General features: G+C 42.0%; 10 protein-coding genes. All 10 read right to left on the minus strand.

Annotated elements, in window-relative coordinates; genetic code table 11:
- Positions 1 to 459: 459 nt before the first annotated feature.
- The gene (locus tag IR173_RS04870; RefSeq protein ID WP_237038567.1) at positions 460 to 2,130 is read right to left on the minus strand and encodes a M56 family metallopeptidase; all 1,671 of its coding nucleotides are present in this window, start codon (positions 2,128 to 2,130) and stop codon (positions 460 to 462) included.
- Positions 2,131 to 2,140: 10 nt separating this feature from the next.
- On the minus strand, positions 2,141 to 2,503 hold the full coding sequence (locus IR173_RS04875; RefSeq protein WP_237038568.1) for a BlaI/MecI/CopY family transcriptional regulator: 363 nt from the start codon (positions 2,501 to 2,503) through the stop codon (positions 2,141 to 2,143).
- A gap of 191 nt (positions 2,504 to 2,694) precedes the next feature.
- Positions 2,695 to 3,906 carry a glycoside hydrolase family protein gene (locus IR173_RS04880; RefSeq protein ID WP_237038569.1) on the minus strand — a complete coding sequence of 404 codons (1,212 nt, stop codon included), beginning with the start codon at positions 3,904 to 3,906 and terminating at the stop codon, positions 2,695 to 2,697.
- Positions 3,907 to 3,922: 16 nt separating this feature from the next.
- Positions 3,923 to 5,542: a beta-N-acetylhexosaminidase gene (locus IR173_RS04885; RefSeq protein ID WP_237038570.1), complete on the minus strand. Its 1,620-nt coding sequence runs from the start codon at positions 5,540 to 5,542 to the stop codon at positions 3,923 to 3,925.
- A 3-nt stretch (positions 5,543 to 5,545) separates the two neighbouring features.
- Entirely contained in the window at positions 5,546 to 7,072 is a 1,527-nt protein-coding gene (locus IR173_RS04890) for an arylsulfatase (RefSeq protein ID WP_394800642.1), read from the minus strand.
- 6 nt (positions 7,073 to 7,078) lie between these two features.
- Positions 7,079 to 9,112: an alpha-L-fucosidase gene (locus IR173_RS04895; RefSeq protein WP_237038571.1), complete on the minus strand. Its 2,034-nt coding sequence runs from the start codon at positions 9,110 to 9,112 to the stop codon at positions 7,079 to 7,081.
- A 2-nt stretch (positions 9,113 to 9,114) separates the two neighbouring features.
- Positions 9,115 to 10,662: a sulfatase family protein gene (locus IR173_RS04900; RefSeq protein ID WP_237038572.1), complete on the minus strand. Its 1,548-nt coding sequence runs from the start codon at positions 10,660 to 10,662 to the stop codon at positions 9,115 to 9,117.
- A 1,163-nt stretch (positions 10,663 to 11,825) separates the two neighbouring features.
- Entirely contained in the window at positions 11,826 to 13,952 is a 2,127-nt protein-coding gene (locus IR173_RS04905) for a right-handed parallel beta-helix repeat-containing protein (protein WP_237038573.1), read from the minus strand.
- Between the two features lie 232 nt (positions 13,953 to 14,184).
- Positions 14,185 to 16,707, minus strand: a complete 2,523-nt coding sequence (locus tag IR173_RS04910; protein WP_237038574.1) for a glycosyl hydrolase family 95 catalytic domain-containing protein — start codon at positions 16,705 to 16,707, stop codon at positions 14,185 to 14,187.
- A gap of 72 nt (positions 16,708 to 16,779) precedes the next feature.
- Positions 16,780 to 18,753, minus strand: coding sequence for a RagB/SusD family nutrient uptake outer membrane protein (locus IR173_RS04915; protein ID WP_237038575.1), 1,974 nt, complete (start codon positions 18,751 to 18,753; stop codon positions 16,780 to 16,782).
- Positions 18,754 to 18,761 lie beyond the last annotated feature (8 nt).

Below are 18,761 nucleotides of genomic sequence, written 5' to 3' on the forward strand. Positions count from 1 at the left end.
TAGGCCGATGCCACCGTATGTGTAGGCCGATGCGTACGTCCACATTAAAAACACAGACTGCTCACACTGAATGCTGCAAAAAGACCTTGAAGTTTTCAGAAAAGCTCGGGAGGTTTCTTAAAAACTTCACCACCTTTTTAAAAAAGCTCGGCATGTTTTTCATGCAGGGACAGATGAGATTATCTCCTCATTAAGCCGGTCATTCCTCTTTTTCCGTTCATCCTTACATTTTAATCAAAACACACAGGCAACCAGCGGGTTAAGAATGACAGAACATCCCCTCATTCTCCCTTCAGCCCTACTTCTCAAGTCCCTTCACAATCTGCCTTCAGCAGTTGTCACACCCAAAGAAAAATTACGAATGAAAGGAGGCTGAAAGGAGGATGAGGGGATGTCCACTCACCACCAAAACCCCATCAACAAGGCGTTTCAGCAGTCAATGAAAGGAGGAAGGAAGAATCACCTCACATGATTGGTTGTTGCATTCGGAAAATATTGCTTTATCCGCTTGCACATCCATGCATAACTTTCCTCACCTACCGAGTCGTCTGCACGAAACATAACGGAAGCATTCTTACCATATTTTTTCTGATAATGCTTCAATGTCTTCCAACTGATATTATATATACGTTCTTTCGGCTCATTACCTACGGCACCAATCAATAACTCGGTGCCATCTATACCAAACTTTCTCGGACCAAATACACTTACCATATACGGGCAAACTTCATCCACGTCACTAACTCCTTTTGCCACATATTCTTCACGCAAATCATCTAATGCCGACTTTATATCCTTCAGCATCTGAAGCACTAATTGCTTGTCCGACTTCACATCATACACTAAGCGCAGAAAATGAGGTTCATCCTTTCCATTCTGACGAACGTCAGCTTCACGAGCAGAACGCAATCGTTCCGCTACTGCCCGGCGAACATCAAAGGGCCTCTTGCGATAATCATTATCAAACAAAACCTCATTGTTACCATTGATAAAGATTCGATGCACTTGCGTCGTACGCCATACATAGCGCCCCTCCGGGGTGCGATGATGCTCCCACCATGCATCCGATTTCTCTTTAAAGAATTTAGTCATTGAAGCAATCTCTTCAGTCATCCTGCTTTGTGCCGCCGTGTCTTGAAGCAGTGCATCCTGTGCCACAACTTCCACTTGCGACAACATTTGTTTTTCACTCATTTCGGGCTGTGCAAAAGCATATACCACCCCTGTTGCCACGGGAACAGCCAGCAATATACGTAGCCGTACCCATCCGTTACTTCTTTTTTTAAGCATCATGCCAATACGATTTTTAAGTTTACTATGATCGAAGCCATTGGCCATAGAGTAGAGCCTTGTGCCAACAGCTTTTTTTACTAATAATAATTGGTATTGCACCATATTTACCCCCGACAAAATTACTCCTTCATCGGCCTCATATTCGTGCAAGTCACGCAATTCCTTCCACAATACCCACGTCATCGGGTTGAACCAGTGGAAAATAAGCAGGCAATGCATCCATCCCAAATCCAATGTGTGGTAGTAAGACAAATGCATCTTTTCGTGTATCAAAATGAGTGAACCATCTTGCCGGTAATCTTCTTCAGACATCACAATATATTTCCACCAACTAAAAGAACATACTTTCCCGGGAATAATCACTAATCGAAATTTTCCTTCTCTCTGCACCGGCTTACCATAGATAAGATGCCACAACCGCCCGAAGGAATAAACAAAGAACAAAAATACGCCAACGGCACCCATACCATACAAGAGACTCACAACGGTCAAAAGAGACAGACCATATATTTCTTCTGCTTTTCCTTGTTGAAGCGATAAATATTCTGCTCTTGTATCCCATCCGCTTTCTGTCGGGAATCCGGCAACAACCTTTGGACCATCCGATGGCGTTTCTTCAAGTATTTCCCCTACCATCATGACTGACTGTTGAACCGGCGAGGGGACACTGACCGATACAGGAATTAGAGGTATGAGCCAACAAAGCACTGTTCCCACCCAAAAAGCCCAACGGCTAAAACGAAAATGAGTGATGTCCTTCAACAATGTGATATACAACATTGTAAAAAGAAACAGGCAAACACTACTCTTTAGAATGAAAAACAAGAAAATTCCCATAAACACCTCCTTATCCTCTGCCTTTTTCGATGCGGGCTATCAAGTCCTTTAATTCATCCAGTGGCATCCGTTCTTCTTCTATCAATTGAGACACCACATTTATATAAGAATTATCATAAAATTGTGAAACCACTTCGTTCAATGCAGAACCTTTGTATTCGGACTCGCTTATAATAGGATGATACTGATATGTATTCCCATAAACTTTGTATCCCACAAAGCCTTTTTCTTCCAGTCCGCGCACCAATGTGGATACGGTATTATAATGCGGTTTCGGTTCATTATACAATTCGAGTAAATCACGGACAAACATAGGGCCTTTGCTCCAGAACATCCGCATAATCTCTTCTTCTTTAGGGGCTAAACGTTTCATAAAAGCTAACGGTTTAAAGTTCTGAGGCGAATATAACTAATTAAAATCAATAAATAACTAATCTAATTAGTTATACTACTATAATTATTAGTTATTAACTACACTGTTTTAGTTTAATAGGATTATTAACAAAACAAGTCCGGCACAGTTATTCATCAACCTGCCGGACTTCTTTTGTTATGAGCCTCCTTTTATTTCCTTCTAAGAATTGGAATCTGAATATTGAACGAACTTCCATCCTGCTTCATATTCAATGGAGTAATGGAACAAGCCGAATAAAGAACAATCGGATCATCATTCTTATCCAACACTAATTGAGGCCGTTCCAACCGATCCACCTCCATACGCTTTCCATTTTTCAAGATAATTTCTTTATTCATAAACAAAGAATGCTCAGGAAGTTTCCAATGTATGCCATCTTCAGAATACATCATAGCCAACCCCGGTTTGCCTTTTGTAAATCCACCGGTAAAATCTTTAAAAACGGCATAGAAACAGTTGTCTTTCCGGTGATACCATACAAACGGGTCTTCGGCATTCAACTTCTGGTTATCCCCCGTTTCAAACTCAAACACATAGTCATCCTGCACAATAAAAGGACCCTCGGGAGCATCGGCTATAGCCACTCCATGCACACCACGCCAAGTAGGATCATAAACATTTCCTTTAAAATAAAGATAATATTTCTTTTTCAAAGGATGATATACCACTGCCGGATTGACCAAAATGAGATTATCAGGCTTGGTTACGGTTCCTTCAGGTGAGGGTTCCAGCACATTATCAGGCTTCACCCTTGTACGCGGAGCAAGCAGGGGTTGCTCATTACATGAAAATTTACCTTCCAGTAATTCTTTTATGGAATTAAAGCAAAGCACTCCCAACTTTTGATTTTGCTGGAGCCTGTCCCTCCTGCTTAATTTTCCCTTTACATAAGCACCCTCACCCGGATCCACCGTAGCGCAATAATACAAATAGTACTTTCCGTTATATCTCTTGATATGCGGATTGTGAACCGACTGTGAATCCCATGAACGGCTATCCGGACGATATCCATCCTTATTATAGACAATACCTATATCTTTATATCCCCCATAAGGAGAGTCGGACACGGCTACTCCAATCATCGAACCCAGCAACCAAGCGTCTATAAATCTAGGGTGCTCCGGTCCTGATTCCATAGCGGAATAAAATAAATAATACTTTCCATCTTCCTCTGCCTGAATAGCCGAACCACACCAAATAAAATGATCCTTCAATGAGAAAGCGGAAAAGCCGGACGGAAATTCCGAATCTCCCCGTTGAATCAATTCCAAATTGACCAGACCGGCCTGCCAGGTATGTTGCGCCCACCCTTGCAACAAAGCAAGGAAGGCGAAACAAACAAATAGTATTTTTCTTTTCATATTCATCACTGACTGATTATTCATTACTGATTTTCTTGCAATAATTTACTCCTAACACATCATAATGCTGCCGGATGCTCTCCAAACGAGTACAGAATCTTCCATAATCCTTATTTTCCTTTTTACTCCACGCCACCTCGGACAAAGCTGCCACACGCGGATAAAGCATATACTCCATCTCATCAAGCGCCGACATATACTCCGTCCACAAATTGGCCTGCACTCCTTTAATATGTTTGGCCTCATCCGCACTCAGGGCTTCAGGAACCGGATGATAATGATAAGCTTTCTCCAAGGTAATCACCCGATTGGGATTTCCAATTTTCTTTTCATTGACTTTAGACTGAAGGCAATTGAAATACATATAAATATTAGGAGACATAATAACATCATATCCGGCTTTCGCGGCATGAATTCCCCCTTTCTCTCCCCGCCATGACATCACAGTAGCACGTTGCGGAATGCCTCCTTCCAATATTTCATCCCAACCGATAATTTTCTTTCCTTTAGCATTGAGATAGTTCTCAATCCGATTGATGAAATAGGTCTGTAATTCAGCCTCCTTTGTCAAATGTTCCTGCTTCATTCGCTCCTGACAGTGTACACAATTCTTCCAACGGATGCGTGGAGCCTCATCCCCACCTAAATGGATATAGCTGGAAGGGAAAAGTTCCACTACCTCATCCAAAATATTCTGCATAAAGGTAAAAGTAGACTCCTTGGTACAATAAATATCATTGAAAACACCCCAACGGCCTTCCACTTCGAAAGGGCCTCCCGTACAGGAATATTCAGGATAAGCAGTCAGTGCCGCTACGCTATGTCCCGGCATTTCTATCTCAGGAATAATTTCCACAAAACGCTTCTTTGCGTATGCTACTACTTCCTTAATGTCTTCTTGTGTATAGAATCCGCCATAGCGTTTGGTATCCCACTCGGTAGGATTATCCCACATATATCCCACAATCGTTTTCTTACGGTAACCGCCAACGGTAGTCAGTTTGGGATATTTCTTGATTTCGATACGCCACCCCTGGTCATCAGTCAAATGCCAGTGAAGGATATTCAATTTATGAAAAGCAAGCAAGTCAATGTGACGCTTTACATCTTCCTTTGGAATAAAGTGGCGGGAAACATCAAGCATCACTCCGCGATAAGAGAATGCAGGCGAATCTTCTATCACCACACAAGGGATATTCCATTTTACTTTTTCCGCCACCAGCCGGTCACTTTCAATGGCAGCAGGCAATAATTGGCGCAAAGTTTGAAACGCATAGAAAATGCCTTTAGGGGTCTTGGCATCTATATGGATAGAAGATGAAGAGACTGTCAGCCTGTATGATTCCTCATTGGGAAGCGATGTGTTAAGCCGGCAACGGATTACATTGGAAGAACGGGGGGTAGAAGAGACCTCTAATGAGAACCCGGCAGCCGTGTCAAACAATTCATTCCAGAAAGATACAGCATTACGCATCTCCTCGTTATCTACTGACAAAGTAATTACAGTTTTGTCATTTACCGTAAAGTTGCCTCTTTTTTCGATGCACTTCTGCGGCATCGGGATAATGGATACCGATGCCTGCAAAGTACCGAACAACAACACTAAAAATGAAAAGGTTAGAATTAATTTCTTCATGGTTTATTTTTTATTTGTTGGATAATTCGGACTATATAAAAGATTCTTATTGCGGATGACCAACTTGCCATCTTTCACCCACTCCTCTCCTCTTTCCTGCAAATGTCCGGCCATCGCTTTTCGCATCTTTTCCAATGTTTTTCCGGAAGCCTTGGCTTTTGACAAATCATGCAATTCGTATGGGTCTTTTGACAAATCGAACAATTGTTCCTCACCTGTACGGAAAAACCAGATATACTTTATTTTTCCATCCGTCAAGGCACACCAATAATTATCCGCCCAATAAGCGGTGGAATGTTCTATATCAATATATTCACGCCAGGGAGCTTTCCCTTTTTCCAATAAAGGAAGTAAAGACAGACCGTCCATTTCTTCCGGAATCCGGCAGCCGTTCAATGCCAGAAAAGTAGGAAGCAAGTCGCGTAACTCCACCGGAGCCTCTATTTTTTCACCGGGTTTCAGGCTACTCTTCATGTTTTCGGGCAACTTGACAATAAAAGGAATAGCTGCCGAGCCTTCATAAGCATACGTTTTACGCCACAAATGATGATCTCCCAACATATCGCCATGATCGGCAACAAAGCATATCAACGCATTGTCATACATCCCTTTCTTTTTCAGTTCATCCACGATACGCCCTACCTGCTCGTCAATAAAAGTAACCGAAGCGTAATAATACTTACGAGAATTCCGGGCATATTCCACTCCATAGTTTCCTACAGCCGCTTCAGGATTTTTTTCGGGATGAGTATCTATTGCCAGATCCTTGCACCAGTCACCTACAGCAGGGGCGGGTATTTCTCTGCCCTCATACTTATCCACTATTCGCTGAGGGGGATCATACGGACTATGCGGGCGGGCAAAAGATACTTTCAGGAATAAAGGCTGTTCAGAAGAATAACCTTTTATCGCCTCCACCGCCCTGTCTCCTGTCCATACAGTAGGATGCAACCGTTCGGGCAAAGCATACGCTTTCGCTCCGTGGGCATTCCACTCCACCCCCGTACTGTCGGGATTCAGCCCGAAAGCCTGCGTATTGAACCATTTACGATAATCACTCATAAAATAAGGAGACTCCACACGTCCGCTTTCATCCAGGATAGTCGCTTCGAATCCATGCAACACATTCTGCGGATGCCAATGCATTTTTCCTATTCCCAATGTGTGATAACCCAAGTCTTTCAACATCTGCGGCATTTCATATTGATAATGCTCCGCCACTTGTCCATATCCTAACAAGCCATGATGCCAGGGAGACATACCCGTGAGCATACCCGCACGTGCCGGAGTACTGCTTGGAGCAGCAGTATAGGCATTACAAAACAAATGTCCATCGGCTGCCAAGCGATCCACATTTGGAGAAATCACAGCTTCATTTCCCGCACACCCCAATGCATCCCAACGTTGTTGGTCAGTCATTATCAAGATGATATGCGGTTGTTTCTTTTCCGGTTGTGCAGCCTGTCCGGACATAGCGGACAAACCAAGGCTACCGGCCATACACCATCCTACATAGTTATACTTTTTCATTACTTATCAGTTTTTAGAAAATAAAATATCCAATTCCGCTACCCCCATGCTCTTTTGGCCACCTACTGTTGACAATGCACGGAAACGGATATAGCGTCCTTTATGCGTCTGCCGGAAAATCACCTGCTGTTCTACAGGATTGTTCTGAATATTGGCAAACTCTCCATGGGCTGCCTCCTCCCATCGGGTTCCATCCAAAGAAATTTCAACCCTATATTTTACAATGATTCCATTAGCCCATCGTGCCTGATCGGGTAGATAACTTATACCGGTTATTTCCTTTTCCGATTTCAAGTCGACCTCAAGCATGTCTTTTCCAACCCAAGTTGTATGCTGGTTTTCATCAAAGACAAGTGTACCGGCTTTATCAGGCAAGGTGCTCCAGTGAGCCTTACTACCGGTAAAGGTACGCGTAGCAGTTGTTGACTTTTTCTTTCCGTCCACCGCTACCGCTTTAATAATCCGATTACCGTCTGCCGGAACAGGCGACTGGTAACGAAGGCTTACACCCGGTTGCGGTTCTTTACCATCTGTAGTATAATAGATAGAAGCATCCTTATTGCTGCATACCAACTTCACCTCTCCATCCTTATTTCTGGTAATCACAGGAGCATCCAGCGGAGTTTCCGCTTTAAAGACCTGTATTTCTGCCAGACAAGGTGCCTCCCATGCATCTGTTATCCGTATTCGCAGACGTGAAGCAGTGACTTCGGGAAAACGCAGAATCCGTTTATAACCGATAGTAGTCTGTTCATCCAATTTCTGCCAATTTCCATTATTAAAATATTCTACAACAAACTGTTTTACTCTTTGCCCTTTCTCAATAAACTCTTGTAACAGCAAACGGTTGAAAGTTAATTCTTTTCCAAAATCCACTTCCAATGTAGGTGTTTTTGTATCAGCTTCCCAATATGTACTTCGATTACCATCCAAAGCATATTTCAACTTCTTGCTGTTCCCGCCTGTCGCCTTCATCTTTTTATCAACAAGATTCTTTTTTAGTTCAGAGGTATATCGCCGATGCCATTCTACCAAGCGCAAAGAATCCTGCTCAGGAATCAACCCCTCCTGATTGGGAGTCAGATTAAGCAATAACAAGCTGTTACGCCCCACACTCTCATAATAAATATCGGTCAATTTGGACAATGACTTCAGTTTATGATCCTCCGAGGCATGATAATACCAACCGGGACGGACAGATACATCGGTTTCTGAAGGAATCCATAACGTACCATCCGCATGTCCACGCATCCACTGCTTACCATTTGGTATTCCCTTATCATAAAGCTCCGGCTTTCTCACTGTACTCCAATGTTCTTCCAAAGCATATCCTTCCTCATTGCCTACCCAGCGAATGTTCTGTGCACTTCCCCCATGCACCACACAGTTGGGTTGCAATTCATATACCATTTCTGTCAAAGATTCCCATGGATAGTAATCTGCGGCAATCTTTCGGGTATGTAAGGAATCTGTACTATAATAACCACGTCCCCCATTGGCGCCATCAAACCAAAACTCATACAATTCCCCATAATTAGTCAGCAATTCGCGCAACTGATTGCGGAAATAAGTAATGTATTCCGGTTTTCCATAATCAGGATGGTTACAATCCCAAGGAGAAAGGTACAGCCCCACTTTCATCCCATACTCATGACAAGCATCTACAAATTCGCGTACCAAATCGCCTTTTCCGTTTTTCCACGGAGAATTCTTCACACTGTATTCCGTATAAGCCGACGGCCACAAACAAAACCCGTCATGATGCTTGGCGGTAAGAATCACTCCTTTCAGCCCCGCTTCCTTGCAAGTCCGTATCCATTGACGACAATCCAACTTAGTCGGATTAAAGATGGCAGGGGACTCATTGCCATACCCCCACTCCATGTCCGTATAAGTATTCACACTAAAATGAACAAATGCCGTTGTTTCCATCTGTTGCCACTGCAACTGTACCGGTGTAGGTACAGGCAAGGTCTGTGCCTTTACCGGAAAGCATAAAACTCCCAATATGGCACTTAATAAAAATGTCTTATTCATCATCTTTATTTTACAAAAATTGTATCGTTATATTGGATTTGCAATTTCTTCAGTTCTGCCTGCATATCGGTCAATACGCCACTATAAGCAGGATCATTGATTACATTATGCATCTCGGCAGGATCTTTTTCCAAGTCATAAAGTTCCCATGCATCAATGTCATTGTAGAAGTGAATCAATTTATAACGGTCTGTACGCACTCCATAGTGACGCTTCACCATGTGTTCGGCAGGGTATTCATAAAAATGATAATATAATGAGCGGCGCCAGTCGGCAGGCTTCTCCCCTTTCAGCAGCGGCAATAAAGATACTCCTTGAATATCATCGGGAACCTTGACACCTGCCAATTCCAAAAAGGTAGGTGCATAATCAATATTCTGTACCATTTCGGTTATATCACCTTTCCGGTCAAATCCTTTCGGCAAACGCATTATCAACGGAGTACGCATGGATTCCTCGTACATGAAACGTTTATCAAACCATCCGTGCTCTCCCATATAAAATCCTTGGTCTGATGTATAGACGACTAATGTATTATCCAACAACTCGTTTTCTTTCAGATAATCAAGCACACGCCCTACATTATCATCCAGTGATTTGACTGTTTTCATATAGTCGCGCATGTAACGTTGGAATTTCCAATTAGCCAACTCCTTTCCTTGCAGATTCTTCTGATAAAAATCATCAATCACAGGACCGTAGAATGCATCCCATGCCGCACGCTGTCCTTTATCCATACGTCCAATAAAGCTTTCATATAATGATTTCAAACGTGTTTCCTTGTCAGGACGGAGCATCTTCAAGTCATAAATCATATCCATATCTTTCACAATACTCATCTCCTGAGCTGCGGCAGCTTCACGTCCCTCATAATCGTCAAAGAAATTATCGGGCAAAGCAAATTCTTTATCTTCGTATAAGGCCAGATTACAAGTATCCGCCATCCAATTACGATGAATTGCCTTATGGTGAATAAGCAGACAGAAAGGCTTGTCTTTATCTCGTTTATTTTCCATCCAGTCTATGGCATCATCGGTAATCAAGTTAGTAATATACCCATGTTTCTGAATGGTATCATTGGTTTGTGTGATGAAATCAGGGTTATAATAATCACCTTGTCCGGGAACTATTTCCCAATAAGTAAAGCCTGTCGGCAAACTTTCCAAATGCCATTTGCCGATTAATGCCGTCTGATAGCCCGATTTCTGCAATAGTTTCGGAAAAGTCTGCTGCGAGGAATCGAATACACAGGTAGAGTTATCATAGAATTTATTGGCACAACTATGTTTGCCTGTAATCATACAAGCCCGGCTGGGCCCACTCAACGAATTTGCAACAAAACTGTTTGTAAAACGTACCCCTTCATTAGCTATCCGATCCAAGTTGGGCGTATCCATATAACGTTTGTCATAGCAACTCATCATTTGAGCCGTATGATCGTCTGTCATAATGTAGACAATATTCAAAGGTTTTTCTGTTACCGGCTCCGTACAGCTGGTCAATGCGGATAAAGATAATATCCCGCCATAAAGTAATTTGTTACAATGTTCCATAAATGGTAATGACTTAAAGTTTTAAAATAGAGAATTCCTTTGTCGCCAAACAATCGGACCTTCTATTTATATGGCAATCGGGAAAGGGATGTTCCTAAAAAAATAAAATGTTTTTTTGAAAATTGTATTTTGAGACAGGGCAAACGTTCAATAATTTACACAACCTTTTGTAGAAGGAATATAGCGCATTTCTATAATGATTGTATCATGATGTTGCGAATAAATATATTATATGCCTTTATTGTATAGTCTTAAGAGACTTGCAAAGGATGTAAAAGTTATGCTTCTTCGCCTTATGAGCAAGCCTTTTCTTCCTTACTGGTAAGCCCTTTTTTACGGTTATATACTATAGTCTCCGACAGTGGACTATACAGTCCATTACAGTCGTCTATACAGTCCATTATAGTAGACCCTACAGTCCATTAGCGGAGACTGTAGTAGAGAACCTGACAGAAAGAGTTAACGATAAGGCAAAAAAGCCTTAGTATTCCCTATGTTTCCTGATAACCGGCTGTGCCTACGAAACATAGTAGATAGCCGCAATCTCGCATGTGTTACACAAATGAAAGACATGAATCACACAAAAGATACCTTTTTAGTGGAAAATGAGAGCAATGCCCTCACTTTTTCCCTTATCTCTCACCTGTATCTCTCATCATTGAAACGCCTTGTATATATGGGTTTCAGAGAAATAGGTGAGAGCATGAGAGATAAAACACAAACATAAAATTAATAGAGAGAATCAATACAATTACAACCACCTGCGCAGACTGTTGATTCAAAAGGCATATAATATCGCTTACCGTCATGGGTAAACACTTTTGAATCCGGATTGGCTGGAAGAAGGTATAGAATTCATATCCCCAGCCATAAATACAGGTTTCTTCATAGAAGCGATTTCCTTTAATATCATTTCAGCAGAAGTTTCCTAATCGGCAGGAATCAATGAAAAATGAGTGGCTAAAAATATATATTTCTCATATTCTACAATTAATAGCACACGAGCTTCTTCGTGCCCGGGCAATTGTGTACATTGTAGGACATGATACGCAAACTGTCACCATGATCGAAAGCATAAGCTTTCCCCACACATAACACACACAATATACACATTTCATCTTCCCTTTATTTATATAGATTTAAAATCACCACTAATAAAAAGATTAAAACAAATACTCTTCTTCCGGCAGATTGGACCCTACCTCATCAAAAGGCAGCCGTGGAAAGTTCTTGATATATTGAAACACTTTAGCATCCGGTTTGAATCCTTTTAATGGATCTGAAGAATCCACAAAACCCGGATCTGAATTTGTTACCCAATTATTATGTAAATCCAGCCACTCCGTGCGTCCATGTACCACATTACCTATCTTATAGAACAGATTTCCTTCTATCACATTTCCTTCCGGATAGGAAGCATCATTCTCCCAATATTTGCTTAATGAAGGGTAGGCAACACTATATGGTGGATTCTGATAATTGACAGCTTGCAAGCGCTGGTCTATCACTCCACCGGGGGCTATCATACCTTTTCCCCAGTTCTGCATACGGTTATCTACATGTATGGCGACCGGAGAATCAATAAAAATATTATTTGAATAATGATTATCATGCCCTCCACCTATAAGTACAGGCAAAGAACCGGCCTTATAATAAATATTTCCATAAACGGTTGCCCCACAAGCCCCATCATCATGATAAGTGGCCGTAACACGATGGCGAGGACTTAATTCATGAAAATAGCAATAGCGGATTATATTTCCTTGTTCTGAAGGATCACGGCCATAATATACCGCACCTTGATCATCCACTTCACTACATACGTTCGTTATATTGCACAATTCTATGACATGATTATTACCATGAAACAGGATTGCCATACTGGGAGCATCATAGATGTCACATTTAGAAACATGATTGCCCACGCCGTCTATCCATATACCGGGGCGATAGGACTTCTCAATCCGGTTATAATGATGTATCCGGCAATTCTCCACATAGTTTCCGGCAGGAGTTAACGAAGCCCTGTCTCCTCCTCCCAAGCTGATACCTCCGGCACCCACATTATAAATATGACAATCCACCACACCATTCTCTGTTCCACCCTCACGGTCAAACAATATATTCTGATAAATCGTTCCCATTAAATCACCTACCACACGAGAAACAGGTTCTCCTCCTAGCTTATGCCCTTGCTCGTTACCTGCCAACAAAGTTCCTTTCCCTATGGATATGCCTACTCCACCCATATTGCGTATAACACAATTCTTTATCAAAGCGTGATGAGTATTCTCCATATAAATACCTATGTGACGACCATACTGGAAAGTGATGCCTTGCACTACGACATCTTTACAATTCTCAATCGCCATCAATGGGCCTTCCAATATAGAAACTTGCAGATTATTCACCTTTTCATCGGGAAGATAAACATACATCTTCCCCCGTGTGGCATCCATTACATATTCACCCGGTTTGTCCAGTTCTTCCAACAAATTCAAGGCGAACCATTGACGCCAAGGCGCTCCGGTCATAAAGCCATATACCGTATGCTGTGCCGTATGAATAGTTTTCCGCAATGTGTCTATCCTTGCCACACGAATCATATCATCGGCATAACCATGTGCAAAATATCCGCTTATCCACATATTCTCTATATTTCTCCAATGAGACGGACGCTCTTCGGCATAACCAAATATGGGATAAGGTGCTTCCTTCCCATCTTTAGCAATGCCCGATTCATCTATTTTACCAATCAATACGGTAGAGTCATTCGGCCAACAAGAAATATGCAAAGGCTGTCCATCTGCAAAAACTTCAGTCCATGCCGCCTCGCTAGGACGTCCGAATCCTGTGGCGTGCAAATCAGCCATAGCTATTCCAAGTTTTTTTAAATCTATTTCTTTCACCAATTTCTTGACTTGCGGTTGTAGAAGATTCAATACAGACTGGTCTTTTACTGATTTAAAATGTTTTCCGGCTATCTGTGTACCACCTGAAATAATGACTCTCTCATCTTGATAAGGGTGAATCGAAATATTATCCCGGTTTATTTCTATAGTTGCGGTTTGTTCATATGTACCTGCACGAAGTATGATTTCAGCACTCTGAGGAGAATTTGTTTCCTTAATTCTTTCAAGAGCCGTTTGAATACTCTTCAAAGGATGTGACAAAGTGCCTTCGGCAGAATCGTTTCCTTTAGGAGACACATAAAAAGTTACATCATTTGCAGAAATTCCGCAAACAGAAAGAAGCAGCAAGCCTGCCAATATAATTTTTCTTATTTTCATTGTTTATTTATTCTATAATTTCACCTATTAATTATCTTCCCCAATATTTGGCAATACTTATTGACAACATAGATGCTAATAAAATTCTTGTACTATTCATGACCATATAACTTTATTTTTTATTTATCGAAAAGTCCGTTTATGCTTCCTAGTACTTCTTACATATATATTTTTTTAATGGATTAAAAACCATCGTTTGATATTCTATAGCACAATCCGAACAGAGTATAAGTTATTTTTTCGTCTCTACATTGAAATCGTTCCAGCCACTAACTTTCCCTAGTACTCTTTTCCCCAGTTGCTTCACTTTCATATTGGGCTTACCGGAATATATTTCCTTAACCGAAGCTCCCATACCTGCAAGTCGGACAACATATTCTTCATCCGTTTGTGTGGAGAAAGTCAAGACATTATCCTTTCCTGTCTTAGCAAGTACTTTCTTGCCATCTCTGTATCGCAACACCTCACATTTCCTATTGCCCCAAGGATTCTGTATCCTACACGGATTCCCTTTCAAACTCTTTATGCCGACTTGTGTTACCTCAGCTTGGCCATTTCTACCAGCAGAAACTACAAATGCCCCTCTTGCCAACAAAGTAAATGCCATAGGAATAGAATCCCATACAGAAGGCACAGCAGGAAATACTCTGATTTTCCCCTCGTTGCTTTGAAGCATCATTTCATTTATGCCCGTACAATAATTACTCATTGGCTCCATGCCACACTGAAAGAAATCATGCGAACGTATCACATAAGCATCCTTCAACAAATTGTGCACAGAGGCAAGGTCGTAAATATTGTCAGGATAACCGGTCACATTGTGCATCAATCCTTGCGGATACATCTGATGCACATTCACCCCATTCCATATATACTTCAAGGCCGCATCCCCCTCTCCCATTCGCGCAGCTATCTGCGGATAAGGATAATGCGCGTTACACTCGTCGTCGTGCTTCAACAGATTCACAACAGCTTTTCCCAAGCGAGTGTCTTTATCATCCATGCCAATCAGCCCTGCCGGAAAAGCTACAGCTCCACCGTTACCCCAAATCCACGGAGAATAACGTTTTTCCGTATAATATTCCTCGGCAGGAGAGGTAACTTCACCACATTCGCCAAACTGCTGATAGCCTCTTTCCCATAAGTGACTGAGCACGTGGCGCCACTGTTTCACCTCATTTCTGTCTACATTCAATATTTCGGCCGCACGGATACAATCCTTGAAAAGTCTTTCGATGCAGTTGCGGTCACTGATAGGATTCTTCACATAAGCGATAGGAGCCGACTCATACAAAGAAGCCTTCAGAAAATATTCATTTTTTTCTTCATCCCATTCCAGCTTATCTAAATAGAAATGAGAAGTTTTCTTCATAAACGTATATGCCTTTTCTTTCAAGAAATCCTTATCTCCCGTAAATTCGTAATAATCCCAAAAGAGAGAAGCTATCTGCGAAGCAGGGGTAAAATTATTCCTCAGATAGTGCTTGTCCTTTCCCCATTGTATGCCGTTGAAGTTATGCGCTTCGGTAATGAGCAACGCATCATGCTCCGCTCCATACTCCTTTGCCAGTTCTTCGGCAAACGGTATCATCTTGAAGTATGTGTCTAGGTAAGGTTTCATCAGCCGCCAATCGTTTTGCGCACACAGTCCCCAATATTCCTGCTGCTGGTTCCAATGATGCGGTGCCCCCCAGTTGAGTACATCACGGTTCCAACGCCACAGCCCGCCATTGAAAGCTAACGGAAACTCACCTCGCGAACCTGCCGACATCAGATAGCGGCGCAGGTAATAGATATTCTCCAAATAATCATCACCCAACTTCACAAACGAATTGGACCAGAAATTGCGATACCACTCATCTTTCTCGCGACGCAATTCGTTTACCCCCTTCGCTCCCGCCTCATCAAGTAACTTCTTTGCCGCACGTACCGGATCTTCGTCCTCGCGGTCAGTCACCACGCTAATCATAATCGTGAATTTCTGTTTATCTGTCCTCCATTCGGTACGGCGCATATTCACTGTTTCCGGTTTTCCGGACGACTCCACCACCCTGCAGGCCACAGCAAAGTGCAATCCACCATCCGTTTCTTCCAATATCATTTCGCGAGCATCGGCCACTGCACGCGTTTTGCCAAGCCCCACTGAAGGGCTCTTCGCAAACCAGCCTCCATACCATCCGGTAAAGGAGCGGCTCCCCAACCTTTCCAACGAAACCGTAGCTACCGAACAATCTCCCAGCATTTCAGAGTCGGGTATATTCTCACATTCCACTATCCATACATTACGATCTTGCGCCAGCCAAGTACGAATAGTTGTAGCGGAATAACCCGTAACTGCACGGTATGTATTTTCGGCATTCGCCAGCGATAACCTTCCTTCAAACTCTTTCAAGTGCATCCAACTGAATACCGGCGCACCAAAATCAATCTTCAGACGAGCCGCATGCCTCAATAATGACATTCCGTATTCTTCCGGTTGTGCCTTTGTCCACAAATCATTTTTATTGATTTGCAGTTCGATGCCATTGTCGTGATTCCACACCATGCCGCCTATATCACCATTACCCATCGGAAAGCCCTCCGCTTCCAGTTGCGTAGGTGAAAAATAAACGATATCATGTTTGGAAAGGTAATTGCCATTCACCTCAAAAGGAGCTGACTGCATTTTTAAATAGATATAATCCGTATTTTGCGAATTCGCTGCCATTCCTCCGGCAAGAAAGGAATACAGTATAATCAGTTTTTTTATATTCATGGTATTTGTATTAGCAATTTATAAAAAAAATCCCGTTCCTAAAACAGAAACGGGATTAAACTTATTTTATAATTAGAATTTCTCCCAACCCGGATTCTGCTTTAAGCCAGGGTTCAGAGTAAACTGTTTAGACGGAATGGGATAAAGATAGAAAGTATCATCCCAACCTTTATCGCCCAATTCATCAGGACGAGTCGGTTCTAATTCCATATACCCCTCTTCATAATTCACATTACCATTTTCATCTACCAAAATGTATTTGTCAGGCATGCCACCTTGATCCGTTCTACGCATATATACCCCTAGTGGTTTTTGATTAATCCACCAAGGTGCAGTTTTCCAACGACGGATGTCATAGAATCCAAAACCTTCACCAAACAACTCTGTAAAACGTTCGCGACGGATTTCCCAAAGCACTGGTTCAACCGATGGATCACGGTCAGGATCAAAGTTGTCATTAATTTCAGCCACGTTCATATTAGCTACATTGACACGCGGACGAAGTACGTTGATTGTTTTATCGGCAACACTTTGGTCGAATTCTCCCAGTTCATACTTTACTTCCGCATAGTTGAGCAACACTTCTTCAATCTTGAAAATAGGCTTGTCTGCCGAACCTACCTGAAATGAACCCGCAATGGTTTTATCCCAAGTATTGTATTCCTTCCAACAGAAATAACCGGAAACACAACGCATCGGGCCGATAGTTCCCATCCCACCCTTTTCATAACCATAAAAATGGGGAATCAAATGCAAAATGTTTCCTGCCCAATTTGATGTAGGAAGTCGCTTACCAGTAGGAGTCGAAATTTGTTCCATTAAGTCAATGTATTCACGGTCTGATTCAGGAGATCCATCCATCCTACAACTTGAATTATTAAAGCATCCACCTTCCGCATAGTCTTCATCGGTAGAGTATCTCCAAGTGGTACCAGTGGCACCCATAGCAACTTTATGAGGAGGAACGATATTAAAATAGAGACGGTAGTCACGATTACGAAACTCATCATTCATTGTTTTGTCACTATAGGTGCCTATATTGTCGGGATGATGAACCGGCTTGCCGTTTTGCATCAAGAACATATTTACCGATTGTTTGGTAGCTTCCATAGCCGAAGCGTCGGAACGCAGATACTGCATTGTATTGTGAGCGATTACGTCATACACAAATTCCTTATAAAGAATAGTACCTGGAATCGTACTCAAATCTTCTGTGTTAAAAGAAGCATCGTAGTTGTTTCCCACATTCGGGAAAGCCTTCATCAATGCTTCGGAAGCTTTGAGAGAAGCATTCAAATATAGTTCAGGATTTCCGCCCTCTACCTTATGGTATTTCTGCCAAGTTCCTTCCCACAAGCCAAAACGTGAAATAAGCGCATCCACCACATGTTTATTAATGGTGTTTTTTCCATCAGCATCCATTTTCGCAAAGGCTCCTATATTGATATTCTCGCTGGCATAGAGCAAATCATTCAATACCAATTCGGCCACTTCAGCTCGCGGACGACGCTGAGGAATATCGTTACGTCCTTCTTCTTCTGTCAGCACATGATCAATCCAAGGTACATCTCCGTAACGCATGATTAGTTCCACATAATTATAAGCACGGAAAAAATAACCTACCGAACGCCAATGAGCCTTTTCATTATCATCCATCTGACTTCCATCTATATTGTCAAGCAACACATTCACCGAGCGAATATAAGAAAACACATATCCACCAGTATTATTAGCATTGACTCCATGATTGGCGTATGGATTAGCTATACTACGCAAACTACGTCCGTTACGCACGTAATTCGCTAAGCGGTCTCCTTCCCAATAAGAAGTATTGGCTCCAGTCATATTATACCCCCGCAGCATGATATCCTTGTTGGTAAAAATACCGTAAAGTCCCCAAGCATAAGTCTTAAAGTTCAAACTGGTTTTGAAAGCAGTTTCTTCTGATGGCTTCTCTATAGGAAAACGATCCATTGAGTCATCGTTACAAGCTGACAATGAAGCTATTCCTAATGAAGCTACAAATATATATTTTGCTAATTTCATAATCTGTT

Origin of the sequence: Phocaeicola faecalis, from assembly GCF_021730445.1 — a bacterium.
Classification (GTDB): domain Bacteria; phylum Bacteroidota; class Bacteroidia; order Bacteroidales; family Bacteroidaceae; genus Phocaeicola; species Phocaeicola faecalis.

What these genes read in the sequence shown, in the direction of transcription:
- IR173_RS04875 (WP_237038568.1), bottom strand. Translation starts at nt 2,503, where the DNA reads ATGAAACGTTTAGCCCCTAAAGAAGAAGAGATTATGCGGATGTTCTGG.
- IR173_RS04870 (WP_237038567.1), bottom strand. Translation starts at nt 2,130, where the DNA reads ATGGGAATTTTCTTGTTTTTCATTCTAAAGAGTAGTGTTTGCCTGTTT.
- IR173_RS04890 (WP_394800642.1), bottom strand. Translation starts at nt 7,072, where the DNA reads ATGAAAAAGTATAACTATGTAGGATGGTGTATGGCCGGTAGCCTTGGT.
- IR173_RS04910 (WP_237038574.1), bottom strand. Translation starts at nt 16,707, where the DNA reads ATGAATATAAAAAAACTGATTATACTGTATTCCTTTCTTGCCGGAGGA.
- IR173_RS04900 (WP_237038572.1), bottom strand. Translation starts at nt 10,662, where the DNA reads ATGGAACATTGTAACAAATTACTTTATGGCGGGATATTATCTTTATCC.
- IR173_RS04885 (WP_237038570.1), bottom strand. Translation starts at nt 5,542, where the DNA reads ATGAAGAAATTAATTCTAACCTTTTCATTTTTAGTGTTGTTGTTCGGT.
- IR173_RS04880 (WP_237038569.1), bottom strand. Translation starts at nt 3,906, where the DNA reads ATGAAAAGAAAAATACTATTTGTTTGTTTCGCCTTCCTTGCTTTGTTG.
- IR173_RS04895 (WP_237038571.1), bottom strand. Translation starts at nt 9,112, where the DNA reads ATGATGAATAAGACATTTTTATTAAGTGCCATATTGGGAGTTTTATGC.
- IR173_RS04905 (WP_237038573.1), bottom strand. Translation starts at nt 13,952, where the DNA reads ATGAAAATAAGAAAAATTATATTGGCAGGCTTGCTGCTTCTTTCTGTT.
- IR173_RS04915 (WP_237038575.1), bottom strand. Translation starts at nt 18,753, where the DNA reads ATGAAATTAGCAAAATATATATTTGTAGCTTCATTAGGAATAGCTTCA.